Source organism: Streptomyces sp. NPDC014882, assembly GCF_043081325.1.
Classification (GTDB): domain Bacteria; phylum Actinomycetota; class Actinomycetes; order Streptomycetales; family Streptomycetaceae; genus Streptomyces.
Genome location: NZ_JBIBWL010000001.1, coordinates 468,681 through 485,725, shown reverse-complemented (window position 1 = coordinate 485,725; position 17,045 = coordinate 468,681). Strand labels below are relative to the sequence as shown.

Annotated in this window: 14 protein-coding genes; 4 read left to right on the top strand and 10 right to left on the bottom strand. The window is 75.1% G+C overall.

Annotated features, from left to right (window positions below; all coding sequences use genetic code 11):
- Nucleotides 1-115: 115 nt before the first annotated feature.
- Both ACF09K_RS02140 and ACF09K_RS02135 read right to left on the bottom strand, forming a co-directional pair.
- Nucleotides 116-1,567, bottom strand: coding sequence for a glycine hydroxymethyltransferase (locus ACF09K_RS02140; protein WP_392240544.1), 1,452 nt, complete (start codon nucleotides 1,565-1,567; stop codon nucleotides 116-118).
- 317 nt (nucleotides 1,568-1,884) lie between these two features.
- A complete protein-coding gene (locus ACF09K_RS02135) occupies nucleotides 1,885-3,270 on the bottom strand; it encodes a PLP-dependent aminotransferase family protein (RefSeq protein WP_392240543.1) in 1,386 nt (461 codons plus the stop codon).
- 47 nt (nucleotides 3,271-3,317) lie between these two features.
- On the opposite strand from ACF09K_RS02135, the gene ACF09K_RS02130 reads away from it, so the two are divergent.
- Complete coding sequence (locus tag ACF09K_RS02130) at nucleotides 3,318-3,836, top strand: carboxymuconolactone decarboxylase family protein (RefSeq protein ID WP_392240542.1); 519 nt, start codon at nucleotides 3,318-3,320, stop codon at nucleotides 3,834-3,836.
- A gap of 316 nt (nucleotides 3,837-4,152) precedes the next feature.
- Here ACF09K_RS02130 and ACF09K_RS02125 read toward each other — a convergent pair whose 3' ends face one another.
- The 4 genes from ACF09K_RS02125 to ACF09K_RS02110 form a co-directional block, all read right to left on the bottom strand.
- Nucleotides 4,153-5,142: a malate dehydrogenase gene (locus ACF09K_RS02125; RefSeq protein ID WP_392240541.1), complete on the bottom strand. Its 990-nt coding sequence runs from the start codon at nucleotides 5,140-5,142 to the stop codon at nucleotides 4,153-4,155.
- 389 nt (nucleotides 5,143-5,531) lie between these two features.
- Nucleotides 5,532-6,374 (bottom strand): DUF2690 domain-containing protein, encoded by an 843-nt coding sequence (locus ACF09K_RS02120; RefSeq protein WP_392240540.1) that lies wholly within the window; start codon nucleotides 6,372-6,374, stop codon nucleotides 5,532-5,534.
- Nucleotides 6,375-6,642: 268 nt separating this feature from the next.
- Nucleotides 6,643-7,275, bottom strand: coding sequence for a DUF3017 domain-containing protein (locus ACF09K_RS02115; RefSeq protein WP_392240539.1), 633 nt, complete (start codon nucleotides 7,273-7,275; stop codon nucleotides 6,643-6,645).
- A complete protein-coding gene (locus ACF09K_RS02110) occupies nucleotides 7,265-8,119 on the bottom strand; it encodes a bifunctional methylenetetrahydrofolate dehydrogenase/methenyltetrahydrofolate cyclohydrolase (protein WP_392240538.1) in 855 nt (284 codons plus the stop codon). Before ACF09K_RS02110 ends, ACF09K_RS02115 begins: the two co-directional genes overlap by 11 nt.
- A gap of 281 nt (nucleotides 8,120-8,400) precedes the next feature.
- On the opposite strand from ACF09K_RS02110, the gene ACF09K_RS02105 reads away from it, so the two are divergent.
- Nucleotides 8,401-9,048 (top strand): hypothetical protein, encoded by a 648-nt coding sequence (locus ACF09K_RS02105; protein WP_392240537.1) that lies wholly within the window; start codon nucleotides 8,401-8,403, stop codon nucleotides 9,046-9,048.
- 373 nt (nucleotides 9,049-9,421) lie between these two features.
- Here the strand turns inward: ACF09K_RS02105 and purH are convergent, their stop codons facing one another.
- Nucleotides 9,422-10,993 carry a bifunctional phosphoribosylaminoimidazolecarboxamide formyltransferase/IMP cyclohydrolase gene (purH, locus tag ACF09K_RS02100; protein ID WP_392240536.1) on the bottom strand — a complete coding sequence of 524 codons (1,572 nt, stop codon included), beginning with the start codon at nucleotides 10,991-10,993 and terminating at the stop codon, nucleotides 9,422-9,424.
- Nucleotides 10,990-11,619: a phosphoribosylglycinamide formyltransferase gene (gene purN / locus ACF09K_RS02095; protein WP_392240535.1), complete on the bottom strand. Its 630-nt coding sequence runs from the start codon at nucleotides 11,617-11,619 to the stop codon at nucleotides 10,990-10,992. The genes purH and purN overlap by 4 nt, the downstream gene beginning before the upstream one ends.
- A gap of 323 nt (nucleotides 11,620-11,942) precedes the next feature.
- Between purN and ACF09K_RS02090 the strand changes: the two genes are divergently transcribed.
- The gene (locus tag ACF09K_RS02090; RefSeq protein WP_392240534.1) at nucleotides 11,943-12,779 is read left to right on the top strand and encodes a hypothetical protein; all 837 of its coding nucleotides are present in this window, start codon (nucleotides 11,943-11,945) and stop codon (nucleotides 12,777-12,779) included.
- Between the two features lie 358 nt (nucleotides 12,780-13,137).
- On the opposite strand, the gene ACF09K_RS02085 is transcribed toward ACF09K_RS02090, so the two are convergent.
- Nucleotides 13,138-14,589, bottom strand: coding sequence for a DUF6350 family protein (locus ACF09K_RS02085; RefSeq protein ID WP_392240533.1), 1,452 nt, complete (start codon nucleotides 14,587-14,589; stop codon nucleotides 13,138-13,140).
- 96 nt (nucleotides 14,590-14,685) lie between these two features.
- On the opposite strand from ACF09K_RS02085, the gene ACF09K_RS02080 reads away from it, so the two are divergent.
- Nucleotides 14,686-15,906, top strand: a complete 1,221-nt coding sequence (locus ACF09K_RS02080) for a helix-turn-helix domain-containing protein (RefSeq protein ID WP_392240532.1) — start codon at nucleotides 14,686-14,688, stop codon at nucleotides 15,904-15,906.
- 239 nt (nucleotides 15,907-16,145) lie between these two features.
- Here ACF09K_RS02080 and sucD read toward each other — a convergent pair whose 3' ends face one another.
- Nucleotides 16,146-17,030 carry a succinate--CoA ligase subunit alpha gene (gene sucD / locus ACF09K_RS02075; RefSeq protein WP_392240531.1) on the bottom strand — a complete coding sequence of 295 codons (885 nt, stop codon included), beginning with the start codon at nucleotides 17,028-17,030 and terminating at the stop codon, nucleotides 16,146-16,148.
- Nucleotides 17,031-17,045: the final 15 nt, after the last annotated feature.

The following is a 17,045-nucleotide window of genomic DNA, read 5'->3' as shown; positions in this document are numbered from 1 at the left end:
CGCCCCCCGGGGCCCCCGGGGGGGGGGGGGGGTTGGGGGGGGGGGGGGGGGGGGGGGGGGGCGGGGGGGGGGGCCCCGGCCGGCCCCCGCCCCCGCCCCCCCTTCACGGGACGCCTCAGCCGAGGTCGATCTCCGGGTACAGCGGGAAGCCCGCCACCAGGTCGGTGGCCCGCCGGGAGATCTCGTCGGAGACCTTCTCGTCCAGGACGTGGGAGGCCTTCGACGGGGCGCCCGACTTCGTCGTGCCCGGCTCCGCCGTCGTCAGGACGCGGTCCATCAGGGCCGCGACCTCGTCCATCTCGGCCGTGCCGAGGCCGCGCGTGGTCAGCGCGGGGGTGCCGACCCGGATGCCGGAGGTGTACCAGGCGCCGTTGGGGTCGGCGGGGATCGCGTTGCGGTTGGTGACGATGCCCGAGTCGAGGAGGGCCGACTCGGCCTGACGGCCGGTGAGGCCGTAGGAGGTGGCGACGTCGATCAGGTTGAGGTGGTTGTCGGTGCCGCCGGTGACGAGGGTCGCGCCGCGGCGCGTCAGACCCTCCGCCAGCGCACGGGAGTTGTCGACGATGCGGCGGGCGTAGTCCTGGAAGGCGGGCTGCCGGGCCTCGGCCAGGGCGACCGCCTTCGCGGCCATGACGTGCGGGAGCGGGCCGCCGAGGACCATCGGGCAGCCGCGGTCCACCTGGTCCTTGAGCGAGTCGTCGCACAGGACCATGCCGCCGCGCGGGCCGCGCAGCGACTTGTGGGTGGTGGTGGTGACGATCTGGGCGTGCGGGACCGGGTCGAAGTCGCCGGTCAGCACCTTGCCCGCGACCAGGCCCGCGAAGTGCGCCATGTCGACCATCAGGGTCGCGCCCACCTCGTCGGCGATCTCCCGCATGATCCGGAAGTTCACCAGCCGGGGGTAGGCGGAGTAGCCGGCGACGATGATGAGCGGCTTGAACTCGTGGGCGGTGGCGCGCAGCGCGTCGTAGTCGATCAGGCCGGTGGCCGGGTCGGTGCCGTAGGAGCGCTGGTCGAACATCTTGCCGGAGATGTTGGGGCGGAAGCCGTGGGTGAGGTGGCCGCCGGCGTCCAGGGACATGCCCAGCATGCGCTGGTTGCCGAAGGCCCGGCGCAGCTCGGCCCAGTCGGCCTCGGAGAGGTCGTTGACCTGGCGGGCGCCGGTCCTCTCCAGGAAGGGCGCCTCCACGCGGTCGGCGAGGACGGCCCAGAAGGCGACCAGGTTGGCGTCGATGCCGGAGTGCGGCTGGACGTAGGCGTGGCGGGCGCCGAAGAGTTCGCGGGCGTGCTCGGCGGCGAGGGACTCGACGGTGTCGACGTTGCGGCAGCCCGCGTAGAAGCGGCGGCCGACGGTGCCCTCGGCGTACTTGTCGCTGAACCAGTTGCCCATCGCGAGGAGGGTGGCCGGGGAGGCGTAGTTCTCGGAGGCGATCAGCTTGAGCATCTCGCGCTGGTCGGCGACCTCCTGGCCGATCGCGTCGGCGACGCGCGGCTCGACGGCGCGGACCACGTCGAGGGCGGCGCGGAAGGCGGTGGACTCGGTGGAGAGGGGCTGCTGCTCTGACATGACGTCGGCCTCCGGATGGCGTGGCGTGCAAGCGGTCACGTTCTCGGTCTGGCCCAGGCGCACGGCACTCGGTCGCTCAGGGCCGCTCCCCGATGGTCCGTCCCATCCCAGCGCGCCAGTCACGGCCCGTCCGCCAGCCTACCGGGGCCACGGGACGCCGACGGGGCGACGTCCACCATGCGAGCGACGCGGGAGGGGACGGCCGGCCCGGCCCCGGAGCGGGCGTACGGCCTTCCGGGGAGGTCGGGGCGGGCTGCGGACGGGGCCGGTCGCGGAGACGGCACGCCCGGAGTCGGCCGCGGCGGGGCGGCCGGTGGTCAGGGCAGGGCCCGGCACAGTGCGGTCAGGGCCCCTGCCCAGGCGTGGTCCGGTGGGGTGGCGTAGCCGACCACCAGGGCGTCCAGGGGGGCGGCGCGGGCCGACGGGTGCCGGAAGCGGGAGAGGCCGTACAGGGCCAGGCCCTGCCGGGCCGCTGCCCGGATCACCGGCTGCTCGGTGCCGGGCGGGAGGCCCACCACGGCGTGCAGGCCCGCCGCGATGCCGGTCACGCGGACGTCGGGGGCGTGCGCGGCCAGGGCCGTGACCAGGGCGTCGCGGCGGCGGCGGTAGCGCAGGCGGGCCGAGCGGACGTGGCGGTCGTAGGCGCCGGAGGTGAGGAACTCTGCCAGGGTCAGCTGGTCGAGGACGCCGCAGGTGTCGATGCCGCCCTTGGCGTCGGCGGCCTCCTCGGCCAGGCCGGGCGGCAGGACCGCCCAGCCGAGCCGCAGGGCGGGGGCGAGGGACTTGCTGGCGGTGCCCAGGTGGACGACGTGGTCGGGGTCGAGGCCCTGGAGGGCGCCGACGGGCTGGCGGTCGTAGCGGAACTCGCCGTCGTAGTCGTCCTCCAGGACCAGTCCGCCGGTGCTGCGCGCCCAGTGCACGACGGCCGCCCGCCGGTCGCGGTGCAGGGGGACGCCCATCGGGAACTGGTGGGCGGGGGTGAGCAGGACCGCACCGACGCCGCCGAGGCTCCCGGGGTCGCTGCCGAGCCGGTCGAAGGGCAGGGGGACGGTGCGCAGTCCGGCCGCCCTCAGCCGCTGCTCGTGCACGTCGAGGCCGTACGACTCGACGGCGACCGTGCGGACCCCGCGGGCGCGCAGCACCGTGCCCAGCACCTGGAGGCCGTGCGCGAACCCGGCGACGACGAGGACGCGTCCGGGGTCGGTGCGCACGCCGCGGGCGCGGGCGAGGTAGCCGGCGAGGGCGGTGCGCAGCTCGACGCGGCCGCGCGGATCGCCGTAGCCGAAGGCGTCGTTGGGGGCGGCGGTGACGGCGCGGCGGGCGGCCCTGAGCCACTCGGCGCGGGGGAAGGAGGCGAGGTCGGGGGTGCCGGGGCGCAGGTCGAACGCCGGGCGGTGCCGGGGCGGGCGCGGGGCGGCCGCACCGGCCGGCGGGACCACGGCGCGGTCCGCCACGCGCGTGCCGGAGCCCTGCCGGGCGGTCAGCCAGCCCTCGGCGACCAGGTCGGCGTAGGCGTCGGCGACGGTGTTGCGGGCGATGCCGAGGTCGGCGGCGAGCGTGCGGGAGGAGGGCAGCCGGGTGCCGGGGGCCAGCCGGCCGCCCCGGACGGCCTCGCGCAGGGCGTCGGTCAGCCCGCGCCGCAGACCGGGTCCGGTCGGTTCCAGGTGCAGGTCGACGCCCAGATTGGCCCATGATTCCGGCATGGAAATGGACCATACCCGTGGGCAGCCCCGCTCCTAGGGTCGAGGGCATGACGAACGCGACCGACAGCACGACCAGTACGACGACCGTGGAGTACGCCCCCGAGCACACCCCCCGGCTGGCCTGGGCCGAGCTGGCCCCCGAGGTCTACCGGGCGATGGTCCGGCTGGACGCCGCCGCCCGCAAGGGCCTCGACCCGACGCTGCTGGAGCTGGTGAAGATCCGCGCCTCGCAGCTCAACCGCTGCGCGTTCTGCGTGGACATGCACAGCAAGGACGCCCTCGCGGCCGGGGAGAGCGTGGAGCGGATCGTGCAGCTCAGCGCCTGGGAGGAGTCCGGGCACTTCTACACGGAGCGGGAGCTGGCGGCGCTGGCGCTCACCGAGGCGGTGACGGTCCTGACGGACGGGTTCGTGCCGGACGCGGTGTACGGGCGGGCGGCCGAGCACTTCGAGGAGGCGGAGCTGGCGCAGCTGATCGCCTCGATCACGGTGATCAACGCGTGGAACCGGTTCGGCGTGACCTGCCGGCTGGTGCCCGGTCACTACCGGCCGGGGCAGCACGGGTGATCCTCCGCCCGGCGGTGACGCCCCGCCCGACGGACACCCGCGACGCGTCGCCGGGGCGGCCCTTGACGGCCCGCCCGCCTCTTCGCCGCCTCCCACGGGCTGAGCCTCTGGCCTGCGCCCGGCGGGTCGGCGGCCTGCGCTCGGCGGGGCGGCGGGGAGGCGGATCGGCGGGGAGGCCGTGTTCCGGTCCTCGGTGGTCCACACCTCGGACGGCGGGACCGGCGCGTCCCCGGACGCACCGGTCCCCGGGCGGCCGGTGCCGCCCGGGGACCGGGAAGTGCGGTGGTGCGTCGTGCCGTGACTCGGACGCCGTGGCTCAGATGAGGCCGAGCGCGCGGACCGCCTCGCGCTCCTCGGCCAGCTCCTGCACGGAGGCGTCGATGCGGGCGCGGGAGAACTCGTTGACGTCCAGGCCCTGGACGATCTCGTACGCGCCGTCCTTGCAGGTGACCGGGAAGGAGGAGATCAGGCCCTCCGGGACGCCGTAGGAACCGTCGGACGGGATGCCCATGGAGGCCCAGTCGCCCTCGGCGGTGCCGTTGACCCAGGTGTACACGTGGTCGATGGCCGCGTTGGCGGCGGAGGCGGCCGAGGAGGCGCCGCGCGCCTCGATGATGGCCGCACCGCGCTTGGCGACGGTCGGGATGAAGTCCTCGGCCAGCCACTTCTCGTCGTTGACGACCTCGGCGGCGTTCTTGCCCGCGACGGTGGCGTGGAAGATGTCCGGGTACTGCGTGGCGGAGTGGTTGCCCCAGATGGTCAGGCGCTTGATGTCGGCGACCGTGGAGCCCGTCTTCTTCGCGAGCTGGGTCAGCGCGCGGTTGTGGTCCAGGCGCGTCATCGCGGTGAAGCGCTCGGCCGGTACGTCCGGGGCGGCGGCCTGGGCGATCAGGGCGTTGGTGTTGGCCGGGTTGCCGACGACGAGGACCTTGATGTCGTCCGCGGCGTGGTCGTTGATGGCCTTGCCCTGCGGCTTGAAGATGCCGCCGTTGGCCTCCAGGAGGTCACCGCGCTCCATGCCCTTGGTGCGCGGGCGGGCGCCCACGAGGAGGGCGACGTTGGTGCCGTCGAAGGCGACGTTCGGGTCGTCGCTGATGTCGATGCCCTGAAGCAGCGGGAACGCACAGTCGTCCAGCTCCATGGCGGTGCCCTCGGCGGCCTTCAGCGCGGGCGTGATCTCCAGGAGACGCAGCCTGACCGGCACGTCCGCGCCGAGCAGCTGGCCGGAGGCGATGCGGAAGAGCAGTGCGTAACCGATCTGGCCGGCCGCGCCGGTGACGGTGACGTTCACGGGAGTGCGGGTCATGGCGTTCTCCGTATGACAGCTGGCGGTGGGGCGTCCCTGCCCCGGACGTTTGATCGATCTCTCGGCGTCAAGAGATCGACCAGCGGTCAGGCTATCGCGCATCCGGGATGCCGTACGTCCGGGGTTGTGTGGCCCGTCCCACAGAGCGACGCCCGGTCCTGGCCGCCGCGCCGGGCCGCGGTGACCGCCCCGACAGCGCGGGAGGCGGCCGCCGGTCCGGGAGAGGGGGGAACCGGGCGGCCGCCGATCGGGGTGCCGGGTCGTGCCGGATTCCCGTGGGGGTACCGTTCGCGTGCCCGAAGGGTGACGGGGTATTCCTGTGCGCGCCGGTTTCTTTCCGGACGGCACCGGGGGCCGGCCGGGTACGGCCCCGCCCCGGTGGGACACGCCTAGGCACAGCCCCGCTGTCCCGAGGCCAGTTCCGCGCAGGCGCGCATCTCGCCCGGCTCCCGTACCGCCACCATCGGCGTGTACGCGATCGTCTCACCGGCGTCGTCGATGCCGCCGGTCTGCCGGACCCGGCCCACGGTCACCCGGACGGTGTCCCCCCGGACCGCCCCGACGAGCCGGCCCCAGGCGGCGCCGCACGTGTCGCTGTAGCGGACCTCCAGCAGGGCCGCGCCGACGGTGACGCTCCGCGCCGTGGTGACGTGCTCGCCGCCGCACCCCGTCTCCTCCGGGTCCCTGCCCGTGCAGCCGGGGCCGGCGCACAGCACGCCCGGCGGCAGGCCGCGGGCGGGGCCGGCGGAGGGGACCGGCGTCGCGGCGGCGGTCCGGCCGCTCCCGGCGGGGCCGCCGTCGGTCAGGAGGAAGGCGCCCGCGGTGACGGCCAGCGCGCCGAGCGCGCCGGCCAGGAACACCATCGGGCGCCGCGCGGGCCGTCCGGGGCCGGGCGCCGGGGCCGTCACCGTGCGGGCACGGGAGAGGAGGACGGCCTCGGTGGCGCCGTCGTGCCGCAGTGCGGAGCTGCTCCAGGCCCGCTCGGCCAGTTCCCACAGGGTGACCAGCGGGACCGGGTCGGTGCCGGTGGCCTCGGCCAGGGCGACGACCGCGCCCTTGGGGGCGAGCAGCCGGCCGTCGAGGTAGCGCTCCCAGGACGCCTTGCCGTAGCCGGTGCCCTCGGCGAGCGCGGCGAGGCTCGCACCGCTGTCGTCCACGATCCGGCGCAGCCGCGTGACGAACTCCCCGACCCGCGGATCCAGTCCGTCCGGCAGGTCCTTCCGGCGAGGCATCGATCCCCCCTTCCCGCGCCGTGTCCCCCGCGGCCACGGTAGCGCCCGGCCGGGGGCCGCGGCTCTCCCGGCGGGACCGGTTCCCGGTCCGGGCGTGACTGTGGCAGGGCGCGTACACGGTGGCGGAACGGTCACCGCTGTGCCACAGCGCGCGGCCGGCCGTTGAACGGCGCGCTCCCCGTGCGGCAGCGTGGAGCACGGCGGCGGCCCGTCCTTCTCGGGGGAGAGGACGGGCCGCCGTACGCGCGTGGAGCCTGGCCGTCAGCCGTCAGCCGTCGACCGTGAAGTGCAGGGTGTCCTTGAGGAAGGGGATCTGCAGCCACGGACCGGGCTGGGCCATCAGCGCCAGCAGGACGATCGCCGCGCCCAGCACGCCGTACGTCGCGATGTCGGTGAAGCGGGAGCGGACGGCGAGCATGCCCACGCCGGGCAGGAACCAGCGCAGGGCCGCGCCGCCGAGCAGGGCGGCGCCGATCAGGATCGTGCCGACGCGGAACTGGTCGAGGGCGGTCACCAGCAGGCCGAGGGCGACCAGGCCGAGGACGGCCAGGATCGGCCACTGCCGGGCGGGCGCGGGCGCGTCCCCGGGTGCGGCCCGGCCGCCGCCCTCGGGGCGGGCGGTGTCCCGCGTGAACAGGGGGAAGCGGCGGGTGGTGCGGCGCGGGACGCCATCGGCGTCGGGCGCGCTGACCGGGTCGCTGGCGACGGGCTCCACGAACGCCCGCTCCTCGGCGGACCGGGCCGCCGCGCCGTCGTCGGGCCGGTCCGCGTCGTCGGGCCGGTCCACGGCGTCGGGCCCGTCCACGGCGTCGGCGTGGTCCGTGCGGTCGGCGTCGGTGGAGCCGGCGGCCGTGCGGTCGGCGGCCGTGCGCTCGGGGTGGTTCCCGGGGTCAGCCGACACTGCGCTCCGCCGCCTCGACCACGTTGACGAGCAGCTGGGCGCGGGTCATCGGGCCGACCCCGCCCGGGTTCGGGGAGATCCAGGCGGCCACCTCGCGGACGTCCGGGTGGACGTCGCCCACGATCTTCCCCTCCGCGTTGCGCGAGACGCCCACGTCGAGGACGGCCGCGCCCGGCTTGACGTCCTCGGCGCGGATCAGGTGGGCCGAGCCCGCGGCGGCGACGATGATGTCCGCCCGCCGCAGGTGCGCCGAGAGGTCGCGGGTGCCGGTGTGGCACTGGGTGACCGTGGCGTTCTCGCTGCGCCGGGTCAGCAGCAGCGGCATCGAACGGCCGATGGTGACGCCGCGGCCGACGACCACGACCTCGGCGCCCTTGATCTCGACGCCGTGGCGGCGCAGCAGGGTCAGCACGCCGTTGGGGGTGCAGGGCAGCGGGGCCGGTTCGTTGAGGACGAGGCGGCCGAGGTTCGTCGGGTGCAGGCCGTCGGCGTCCTTGGCGGGGTCCATCAGTTCGAGGACGCGGTTCTCGTCGATGCCCCGGGGCAGCGGGAGCTGCACGATGTAGCCGGTGCAGTCCGGGTCCTCGTTCAGCTCGCGGACGACCGCCTCGATCTCCTCCTGCGTGGCCGTGCCGGGCAGTTCGCGCTGGATGGAGGCGATGCCCACCTCGGCGCAGTCACGGTGCTTGCCGGCGACGTACTTCTGGCTGCCGGGATCGTCCCCGACGAGGATCGTGCCGAGGCCGGGCGTGACGCCCTTCTCCCTCAGCGCCGCCACGCGGGCGGTCAGGTCCGACTTGATCTCGGCCGCGGTGGCCTTGCCATCGAGAATCTGGGCGGTCATGGACCCATCCTCCCGGATGACGCCCTCCCGGTTCCAATCCGGGTGGCCCCGCCGCCGGACGCGCCCGCCGGGCCCGGCGCGGCGGCCGTCGCGGCGGTGATCCACCGAGTTGCACTTGCACAACGTCCCGGGTCACCGGCTGGACAACGAACCGGCCGCTGACGAACGATTGACGCCAGTGCGCGGGCAGTACCGGGGGGACGCACCGCATCCGTACGACTTTCCTCCGCACGTGCCACGCGTCGTCCCCGCACTCGAGTGCACACGGAGGAAGGACCGCCATGAGCTTCGGCGAGCCGAACAACCCCTACGGGCCGCCGCCCCAGCAGCCCCCGGCCGCTCCCGGCTACGGCCACCCTCAGCAGCCGCCCGGCCACGGCGTCCCGCAGGCTCCGCCGTACCAGCAGCAGTACCAGCAGCAGCCGTATCCGCAGCAGGCGTACCCGCAGTACCCGGGCGGCGACCCGTACTTCCAGGGCGGGCAGCACCCCGGCGGCCCGGGGCGGATGCCGCGGCCGACCCGCGTCGCGCAGGTCCTGATGGGCGTGATCGCCCTGGCCCACCTGATCGTCGCGGGCTCGTACGTGTGGGTGCTGTCCCGGTGGGACGAGGAGATGCTGAAGGCCGGGGTGACCGACGACCCGGACGTGGAGCGCTACGCCGACCTGGGCAAGGGCATCGTCGTGTTCATGGCGGGCCTGGCCACCGTGTTCGCGATCCTCGGCGTCGTGCTGCTCCTCCAGTACGCCAAGGGCGGCAACGCCGTGCGCGTGTGCTCCATCGTGTACGGCTCGTTCGCCATCGTCACCGGCATCTTCATGCTGACGGCCTGGGGCCTGGGCCTCATCCTCATCGCCGTCAGCATCCTGGTGATCGTCTTCTGCGCGAAGCGCGAGAGCGCGGGCTGGTTCCGCCGGCCCCGCTACTGACCCGCCGGCCGGTCCCGGACCGCGGGAGGGCCCCGGACACACCGACCGCCTCCGGACCCGCCGGCCGGCCCGGGAGCCACCGGCCGGCTCCCGACCCGCCGGCCGGCCCCGGAGCCGTCAGGCGCCCGCACCGGTCGGCGGGGGCGCCCGCGGCGATCACCCGGGACGCCCGCCGTACTCCCCCACGTGGGTGGCCTCCGGCTCCTGCGCGCGATGGCTGACCTGAGCCACCGGGCGCCGCGGCGGTGGGGGCGTGCGGTCCGCCGCGGTGCCGGGCCGCCCGCCTCCCGTGTCCGCCACGGATCAGGCGTCCGCCGGGATCAGGCCTCCGCCACGGATCACGCGGCAGCCGCGGGACAGGCGTCCGCCGGGATCAGTGGAAGAAGTGGCGCGTCCCCGTGAAGTACATGGTGACGCCTGCCTTCTTCGCGGCCTCGACGACCTGCTCGTCACGGACCGAACCGCCCGGCTGCACCACGGCCTTCACCCCGGCCTCGACGAGGATCTCCAGCCCGTCGGGGAAGGGGAAGAACGCGTCGGAGGCGGCGTACGCCCCCCGCGCGCGCTCCGCGCCGGCCCGCTCGACGGCGAGCTTGGCGGAGTCCACCCGGTTGACCTGGCCCATGCCGACGCCGACCGAGGCGCCGTCCTTGGCGAGCAGGATCGCGTTGGACTTCACGGCCCGGCAGGCCTTCCAGGCGAAGGCCAGCTCGGCCAGCTCGTCGGCGGTGAGCGCCTCGCCCGTCGCCAGCGTCCAGTGGGCCGGGTCGTCGCCCGCGGCCTGGAGGCGGTCGGTGACCTGGAGGAGGGCACCGCCGTCGATCGGCCTGACGTCCACGGGGTGGGCGGGGGCGTCGGGGCAGCGCAGGACGCGGATGTTCTTCTTGCGGGCCAGCGCCTCCAGCGCGCCGTCCTCGTAGTCGGGCGCGACGATGACCTCGGTGAAGATCTCGGCGACCTGCTCGGCCATCTCCCTGCTCACCGGCCGGTTGACGGCGATCACGCCGCCGAACGCCGACAGCGGGTCGCAGGCGTGCGCCTTGCGGTGCGCCTCGGCGACGTCCGCGCCGGTCGCGATGCCGCACGGGTTGGCGTGCTTGATGATGGCGACGGCCGGCCCGGCGTGGTCGTACGCGGCCCGGCGGGCGGCGTCGGTGTCCGCGTAGTTGTTGTACGACATCTCCTTGCCGTGCAGCTGCTCGGCCTCCGCGAGGCCGCCGGTGCCCGCGGTGTACAGGGCGGCGGGCTGGTGCGGGTTCTCGCCGTAGCGCAGGGTGTGCGCGCGCTCCAGGCTGGTGGCCAGGAACGAGGGGAACGGCGAGTCGTCGGCGGGGGCGTAGGAGGAGGCGAACCAGGACGACACCGCGATGTCGTACTCGGCGGTGTGCCGGAAGGCCTCGGCGGCGAGCCGCTTGCGGCCGGCCAGGTCGAAGCCGCCGCCCTGGACGGCGGTGAGGACGTCGCCGTAGCGCTCGGGGCTGGTGACCACGGCGACCGAGGGGTGGTTCTTGGCGGCGGCGCGCACCATGGACGGCCCGCCGATGTCGATCTGCTCGACGCACTCGTCGGGCGAGGCGCCGGAGGCGACCGTCTCGCGGAACGGATAGAGGTTCACGACGACGAGGTCGAACGGCTCGACGCCCAGCTCGGCGAGCTGGCGGCGGTGGTCCTCCAGCCGCAGGTCGGCGAGGATGCCGGCGTGCACGCGCGGGTGCAGGGTCTTGACGCGGCCGTCCAGGCACTCGGGGAAGCCGGTCAGCTCCTCGACCTTGGTGACGGGGACGCCGGCGGCGGCGATGCGGGAGGCGGTGGACCCGGTGGAGACGAGGGTGACACCGGCCTCGTGCAGCCCGCGGGCCAGCTCTTCGAGGCCGGTCTTGTCGTAGACGCTGACGAGCGCGCGACGGATCGGCCGCTGGGTGCTCTCGTTGCTCTCGGCGGTCACTGGATAACTACCTTTCGTCCCTCGATGCGATAGCCGTTGCGGGCGAGGCGCCCCACGACCTCGACGAGCAGCCTTCGCTCGACTTCCTTGATGCGCTCGTGCAGCGCGCTCTCGTCGTCCTCGTCCCGGACCTCCACCACGCCCTGGGCGATGATCGGGCCGGTGTCGACGCCGTCGTCGACGAAGTGGACGGTGCAGCCGGTCACCCGGGCGCCGTACGCGAGCGCGTCCCGCACCCCGTGGGCACCCGGAAAACTGGGGAGCAGGGCGGGGTGGGTGTTGACGAACCGCCCGCCGAACCGCGCCAGGAACTCCTTGCCGACGATCTTCATGAACCCGGCGGACACGACGAGGTCGGGCTCGTGGGCGGCGACGGCCTCCGCGAGGGCGGCGTCCCACTCCTCGCGGGTCGCGTAGTCCTTCACCCTGCGCACGAAGGTGGGGATCCCGGCCCGCTCGGCCCGCGCGAGCCCCTCGATGCCCTCCCGGTCCGCGCCGACGGCCACGATCTCGGCGCCGTACGCCGCGACACCGGTCGCGGCGATCTCGTCGAGCAGCGCCTGAAGATTCGTACCGGAACCGGAGACCAGCACGACGAGGCGCCTGGCCTCGGGCTTGGCGGCCACGATGGGGCCCTTTCTCGGGGGAGCGTCTGTCGTCGGCCGACCCACGACGCCACGCTTGTGCATTCATACGAATGCTTCGCGCCCCGGGATACGGGGAAGTCTACGAAGCGGCCGACCGTCAGCAACGATACCGGCACACCGGACGGCCCCCGCGGGACGGGGGCGTGGCCGGAAGGTAGCGTCTGGGGCGAACGGGCTCGGGAACGCGGTCGTCGTGCGGAGCGTTCTCCCTGTGACCGCTCACCTCCGACAGCCGTACGCGGTCGCCTCGGCCGGCAGGCCGTGACCACCGTCGTGATCCCATAGAGGAAGACGCTCTCTTGATGCCGGACCGCAGTCTGCGACTCCTCACGCTCCCCCCGCAGTCACCGCAGGGAGGGGAGCGCGGCGCCGTGCTGCTGCGGGAGCGCCCAGCCACCCCGCCCGACGCGTCCACGGGCCGGGCGAACGGCGACGGGGGCTCCTCGCCGAAGGATTCCCCGCCGGGCGGCTCCGCGCCGGACCACTCCTCGCCGGACCACTCCTCCCAGGGCGGCACCTCGCCGGACGACGACAACCCCTTCGCCCCGCCCCCGGAGGGCACCCCCGACCGGCCGTGGCAGCCCCGCCGCCCGGCCCGGGGCGCCGGCGAGCCGCCGTCCGGGAACTCCCCCTGGGGCAGCCAGTGGAGCGACCGCCAGCCCGGCCGTTCCGGCGGCGGCTTCGGCGAGCGCCCCGGCGGCCCTCCCGAGGACGGCCCCGGCTCCGGCCCCGCCCCCACCCCGCGCTGGGACCCCACCGACCCGTCCCAGCGCCGCGCGCGCTACGCCCTCCTGTGCGGCATGTGGGCCTTCTTCTTCGCCCTCTTCGGCTGGCCCTACGTGGCCCTCCTCCTCGGCGCGCTGGCCCTCAACTGGGGCATCAGCGCGCTGCGCGCCAAGCCGCGCACCCCCGACCCGGACAACCCCCAGCCGCCCGCCCGCCCCCAGACCACGGCGGCCGTCAGCGGCATCGTCACCGCCTCCCTGGCCCTGGCCCTGGTGGCCCTCACCTTCACGGCGCAGCTGGTCTACCGCGACTACTACACCTGCACGAGCGACGCCCTGACCAACGAGTCCAAGCAGGCCTGCACCGACCTCCTGCCCACCCAGCTGAGGGACGTCCTGGGCGGCAACAGCTAGGGCGTGTTGCGAAAGTGACGTCGTCCGCCCGAAGAGGGCGGGCCCGGCGGCGTCCGGTGCGTGCGATCGCACGGCGGAGGGTCGCCCCGACACCGGTTGCACCGGGGCGATCCCGACAACGCGGCCGGGGGTGCCCCCTTCCGGGGGAGTGCGTGCCAGGCGTCGCCGGGCTGGGGGCAGCCCCCTGGGGGAGGGACTTCCGCAACACGCCCCAGGCGGGGCCGAGCCGTTCGCACCGGTCCGTCCGGCGCTCGAGGACGAGACCCGTCCGGAACCGGCGAGCCGGCAAGGGGTCCGAGGCGCGACCCCCGAGGCGGGGACGGGAAGGCGCGGCGGGGGCGAGACGGCTCCCAGCCGCTCACGGCATCCCGGTCCCTTCCTCCCGCTCGAAGTCGTACGGCTCGGCGTCGCCGCCGGAGGCCGGTGCGGGCACGACCACCGGACCCGGACCCGGGCCCGGACCCGGGCCTGGAGACGGCGCCGGCACGGCCACCGCCGCTGCCGCCCCCTCCCCTTCCCTCCGCGCCCACCACCACCGCAGACCGAGTCCGACCGGCACCCCCACCCCCACCACCCACGCCCACACCGCCGCACCCACCTGCCACCCCACCGGCCCGAACCGGGCCAGGTTCCCCACGCCCAACGGCCCCCCGGCCATCCCGGCCAGTACACCGAACCCGACCGCGCACAGCACTCCCGCCAGCCCCACCACCCCCGCCGTCCGCTTCCAGGACCAGACCCGTCCGCCGGGCCGCACCGCGCCCCGGCCCACGAACATCCCCACCGCGCCCGCGCCCAGCAGCGCCACGACCGCCGCGGCCCAGTTCAGGCCACCGCCCGCACCCGCCTCCGGCACCGCGGCGAGCAGCGGGAACGGCGGCAGCAGCGGAGCCGGGTCGGAGGCCGACGGCGCCACCACGTGCCCGGCCCCCAGCACGAACCCGGGGCCCAGCGCGTACGCCGCCCCCCACACCGCCGCGTTGGGCACCAGCACCACGCACAGCAACAGCACCGCGAACCGCCCCGACCAGACCTCGGTCAGCTCCAGGAACGCCTCCCGCGCCACCCCGAGGTGCCACAGCGACGAGACCGCCACCAGCAGGGCGCCGCCCCCCGCCAGCACCGCGGCCCCCGCCCCCGCCGCCCGCACGGCCACCGCCACCCGCTCCCGGCCCTCCACCCCCAGCACCAGCCGCCGCGCCCCGCGCGGCAGCAGCGCCAGCACCCGCTCCACCGGCCCGCGGGGACACCCGTACGCCACCCACACCCCGACCCCCGCGGCGACGGCCACGAGCAGCGGCAGCGACACCACGAGCCCGGGCCAGGAGGGCCGCAGGGCGCCGCCGGCCGCGTACCCCGCGGCCGCCGCGGCGACGGCGAGGTACCCGAGGACCACCCCCGCCCACGCGGTCCGCGCGCTCACCAGGGGGGCGCCCTCCTCCCCCGTCCCGTCCACGGCGTCCCGCGCGGCCCGGTGCAGCAGCCACACCGGCAGGGCGAGCAGCAGCAGCGGGGTGACGCCGACCGGCGCGGGGGCCCCGGACGGGGCGGCGTCGCGGACCAGCTCCACCCCGTGCGCCAGCAGCCACAGCGCGGCGGCGACGTGCAGCGCGCCACCGGGCCCGTTGTCCGGATAGGGCGAGCTGATCCACAGCACCGTCACCAGCACGGCGAACGAACCGAGCCCGAGCCCCGCGGCCAGCGCACCGCCGAGCAGTGCGGCGGCCAGTCCGGGGGAACGGTGGCGCGACCGGGCGAGGAGGAGCGACAACGACGAACGGCGAGCGGTCATCCGGATCACGCCCGCCATGGTCCCAACGACACGCGCTTTCCCGTCGTAACGGGCGAACATCCGCCGTGTCGCTCAATATACGTTTATGTACTTTTTCGTACGAAGGGGTGACCTGTGACCCAGTGCTTCGACACCCCGCTCCCCCCGCCCAGGGAACGCCGACGCCTGCGCGAGAAGGGCTCGCTGACACAGGCTCAGCTGGCGGCACGGCTGGGTGTCAGCAGGGAGACGGTGCGCGCGTGGGAGACCGGCCGCTCCACTCCGAGCGGCCGCAAGAGGGATTCGTACGCGAAACTGCTGGCCGGGCTGGCGGACGAGCGGCCGCCCGAGGTGACGGCTCCCCAGAAGGCCGAGTCCGCACCCGAACTGACGACCGGTCCGGACGAGACCGGTGAACCCCCCACCCCCGATCCCGCTTCCGGCCCCGAACCCGGCCCCGATTCCGATTCCGTCACCACCGCCCTTGCCCCTGCCCCTGCCCCCACAGCCACAGCCACAGCCACAGCCACAGCCACCCCGCCGTCCCCTCTCTCCCCTCCCCTGACTCCCGCTCAGGCCTTCGACGCCCTGTACGCGTTCTGCGCCCCGGCCCTCGTCCGCCAGACCTACCTCCTGACCGGTCGCCGCGAACTGGCCCGCGAGTCGGTCGAGCGGGCCTTCCAGGCCGCCTGGCAGCGCTGGCCGGAGGTGGCCGTCGACCCCGACCCGCCGAGCTGGGTCCGCGCGACGGCGTACGAGTACGCGCTGTCGCCCTGGCACCGGTTCCGCCCCCGTCACCGCCACCCCGAACCACCGCCGGCCGACGCCTCCGACCGGGCCCTGCTCGACGTCCTCCTGACGCTCCCGCCGTCCTACCGCCGCACCCTCCTGCTGTACGACGGGGTGGGCCTGGGGCTGCCGGAGACCGCGGCGGAGACGGAGGCGAGCACACCGGCGGCGGCGAACCGCCTGCTGCACGCCCGCGCGGCGGTCGCCGCCCGGCTGCCGGAGCTGGCGGAACCGCGCGAGCTGCACAGCCGCCTGGCGGAGACGGCGTCGACGGAGCGCCTGCGCGCCGCCAAGCCCCCGGCGGTACGGAGCGACGGCGAACGCCGGGCCCGGTACTGGACCAGGGCGGCGATCGCCATCACGGTGGCGATCATCGGCGCGACGGCCCTGACCCTGAGATCGGCCCCCACCCGCTACGAGCCCCCGGTCCCGCCCGGCGAGACGGTCCGCGGCGTCCCCCCGAGGACGGCCCCGGGACCTCTCTCGGCCGCGGAACTGGCGCTGCGGGCCAAACTCCGGGCGGAAGCGGCGAACGGCCCGGAGAGACTCCTGCCGGAACTCCGCTGACGCGACCTCGCCGACGTGCTCCTCGCCGACGCGGCCACCGCCGACGTGCTCCTCGCACGTCGCTCTCGCGCCCCCGGCCGACGGGGTCTCCGCCGACGGGGTCTCCGCCGACGGGGTCTCCGCCGGCACGGCCCCCGGCCGGCACGGCGGCTGCGGCCTGCGCGCGGTCCCCGGACGCACCGGTGGGCCCGTCCCCCGCGAGGGGACGGGCCCACCGGTGTCCAGGCGGCGGAAGCCGCTCAGCCGGCCAGGATCTCCCGGGCCAGCTTCGCCGTCTCGGTCGGCGTCTTGCCGACCTTGACGCCGGCGGCCTCGAGGGCCTCCTTCTTGGCGGCGGCCGTACCGGAGGAGCCGGAGACGATGGCGCCGGCGTGGCCCATGGTCTTGCCCTCGGGCGCGGTGAAGCCCGCGACGTAGCCGACGACCGGCTTGGTCACGTTCTCCTTGATGAAGGCCGCGGCCCGCTCCTCGGCGTCGCCGCCGATCTCACCGATCATGACGATCAGGTCGGTGTCGGGGTCGGCCTCGAACGCGGCGAGCGCGTCGATGTGCGTGGTGCCGATGATCGGGTCGCCACCGATGCCGACGGCGGACGAGAAGCCGATGTCGCGCAGCTCGTACATCATCTGGTACGTCAGCGTGCCGGACTTCGAGACCAGGCCGATACGGCCCGGCTTCGTGATGTCGCCCGGGATGATGCCGGCGTTCGACTGGCCCGGCGTGATGAGGCCGGGGCAGTTCGGGCCGATGATCCGGGTCTTGTTGCCCTTCGAGCCCGCGTACGCGTAGAACGCGGCGGTGTCGTGGACCGCGATGCCCTCGGTGATGACGACCGCGAGGGGGATCTCGGCGTCGATCGCCTCGATGACGGCGGCCTTGGAGAAGGCCGGCGGCACGAAGAGGACGGAGACGTTGGCGCCCGTCTTCTCCATCGCCTCGGCGACCGTGCCGAAGACCGGGATCTCGTTGCCGTCGATGTCGACCGACTGACCCGCCTTGCGGGGGTTCACGCCACCGACGATGTTGGTGCCGTCCGCCAGCATGAGCTTGGTGTGCTTCATGCCCGTGGCACCGGTCATGCCCTGGACGATGACCTTGCTGTCCTTGTCGAGGAAGATAGCCATGGCTGTGTCTGTCCC

What these genes read in the sequence shown, in the direction of transcription:
- ACF09K_RS02140 (WP_392240544.1), bottom strand. Translation starts at nt 1,567, where the DNA reads ATGTCAGAGCAGCAGCCCCTCTCCACCGAGTCCACCGCCTTCCGCGCC.
- ACF09K_RS02135 (WP_392240543.1), bottom strand. Translation starts at nt 3,270, where the DNA reads ATGCCGGAATCATGGGCCAATCTGGGCGTCGACCTGCACCTGGAACCG.
- ACF09K_RS02130 (WP_392240542.1), top strand. Translation starts at nt 3,318, where the DNA reads ATGACGAACGCGACCGACAGCACGACCAGTACGACGACCGTGGAGTAC.
- ACF09K_RS02125 (WP_392240541.1), bottom strand. Translation starts at nt 5,142, where the DNA reads ATGACCCGCACTCCCGTGAACGTCACCGTCACCGGCGCGGCCGGCCAG.
- ACF09K_RS02120 (WP_392240540.1), bottom strand. Translation starts at nt 6,374, where the DNA reads ATGCCTCGCCGGAAGGACCTGCCGGACGGACTGGATCCGCGGGTCGGG.
- ACF09K_RS02110 (WP_392240538.1), bottom strand. Translation starts at nt 8,119, where the DNA reads ATGACCGCCCAGATTCTCGATGGCAAGGCCACCGCGGCCGAGATCAAG.
- ACF09K_RS02105 (WP_392240537.1), top strand. Translation starts at nt 8,401, where the DNA reads ATGAGCTTCGGCGAGCCGAACAACCCCTACGGGCCGCCGCCCCAGCAG.
- ACF09K_RS02090 (WP_392240534.1), top strand. Translation starts at nt 11,943, where the DNA reads ATGCCGGACCGCAGTCTGCGACTCCTCACGCTCCCCCCGCAGTCACCG.
- ACF09K_RS02085 (WP_392240533.1), bottom strand. Translation starts at nt 14,589, where the DNA reads ATGGCGGGCGTGATCCGGATGACCGCTCGCCGTTCGTCGTTGTCGCTC.
- sucD (WP_392240531.1), bottom strand. Translation starts at nt 17,030, where the DNA reads ATGGCTATCTTCCTCGACAAGGACAGCAAGGTCATCGTCCAGGGCATG.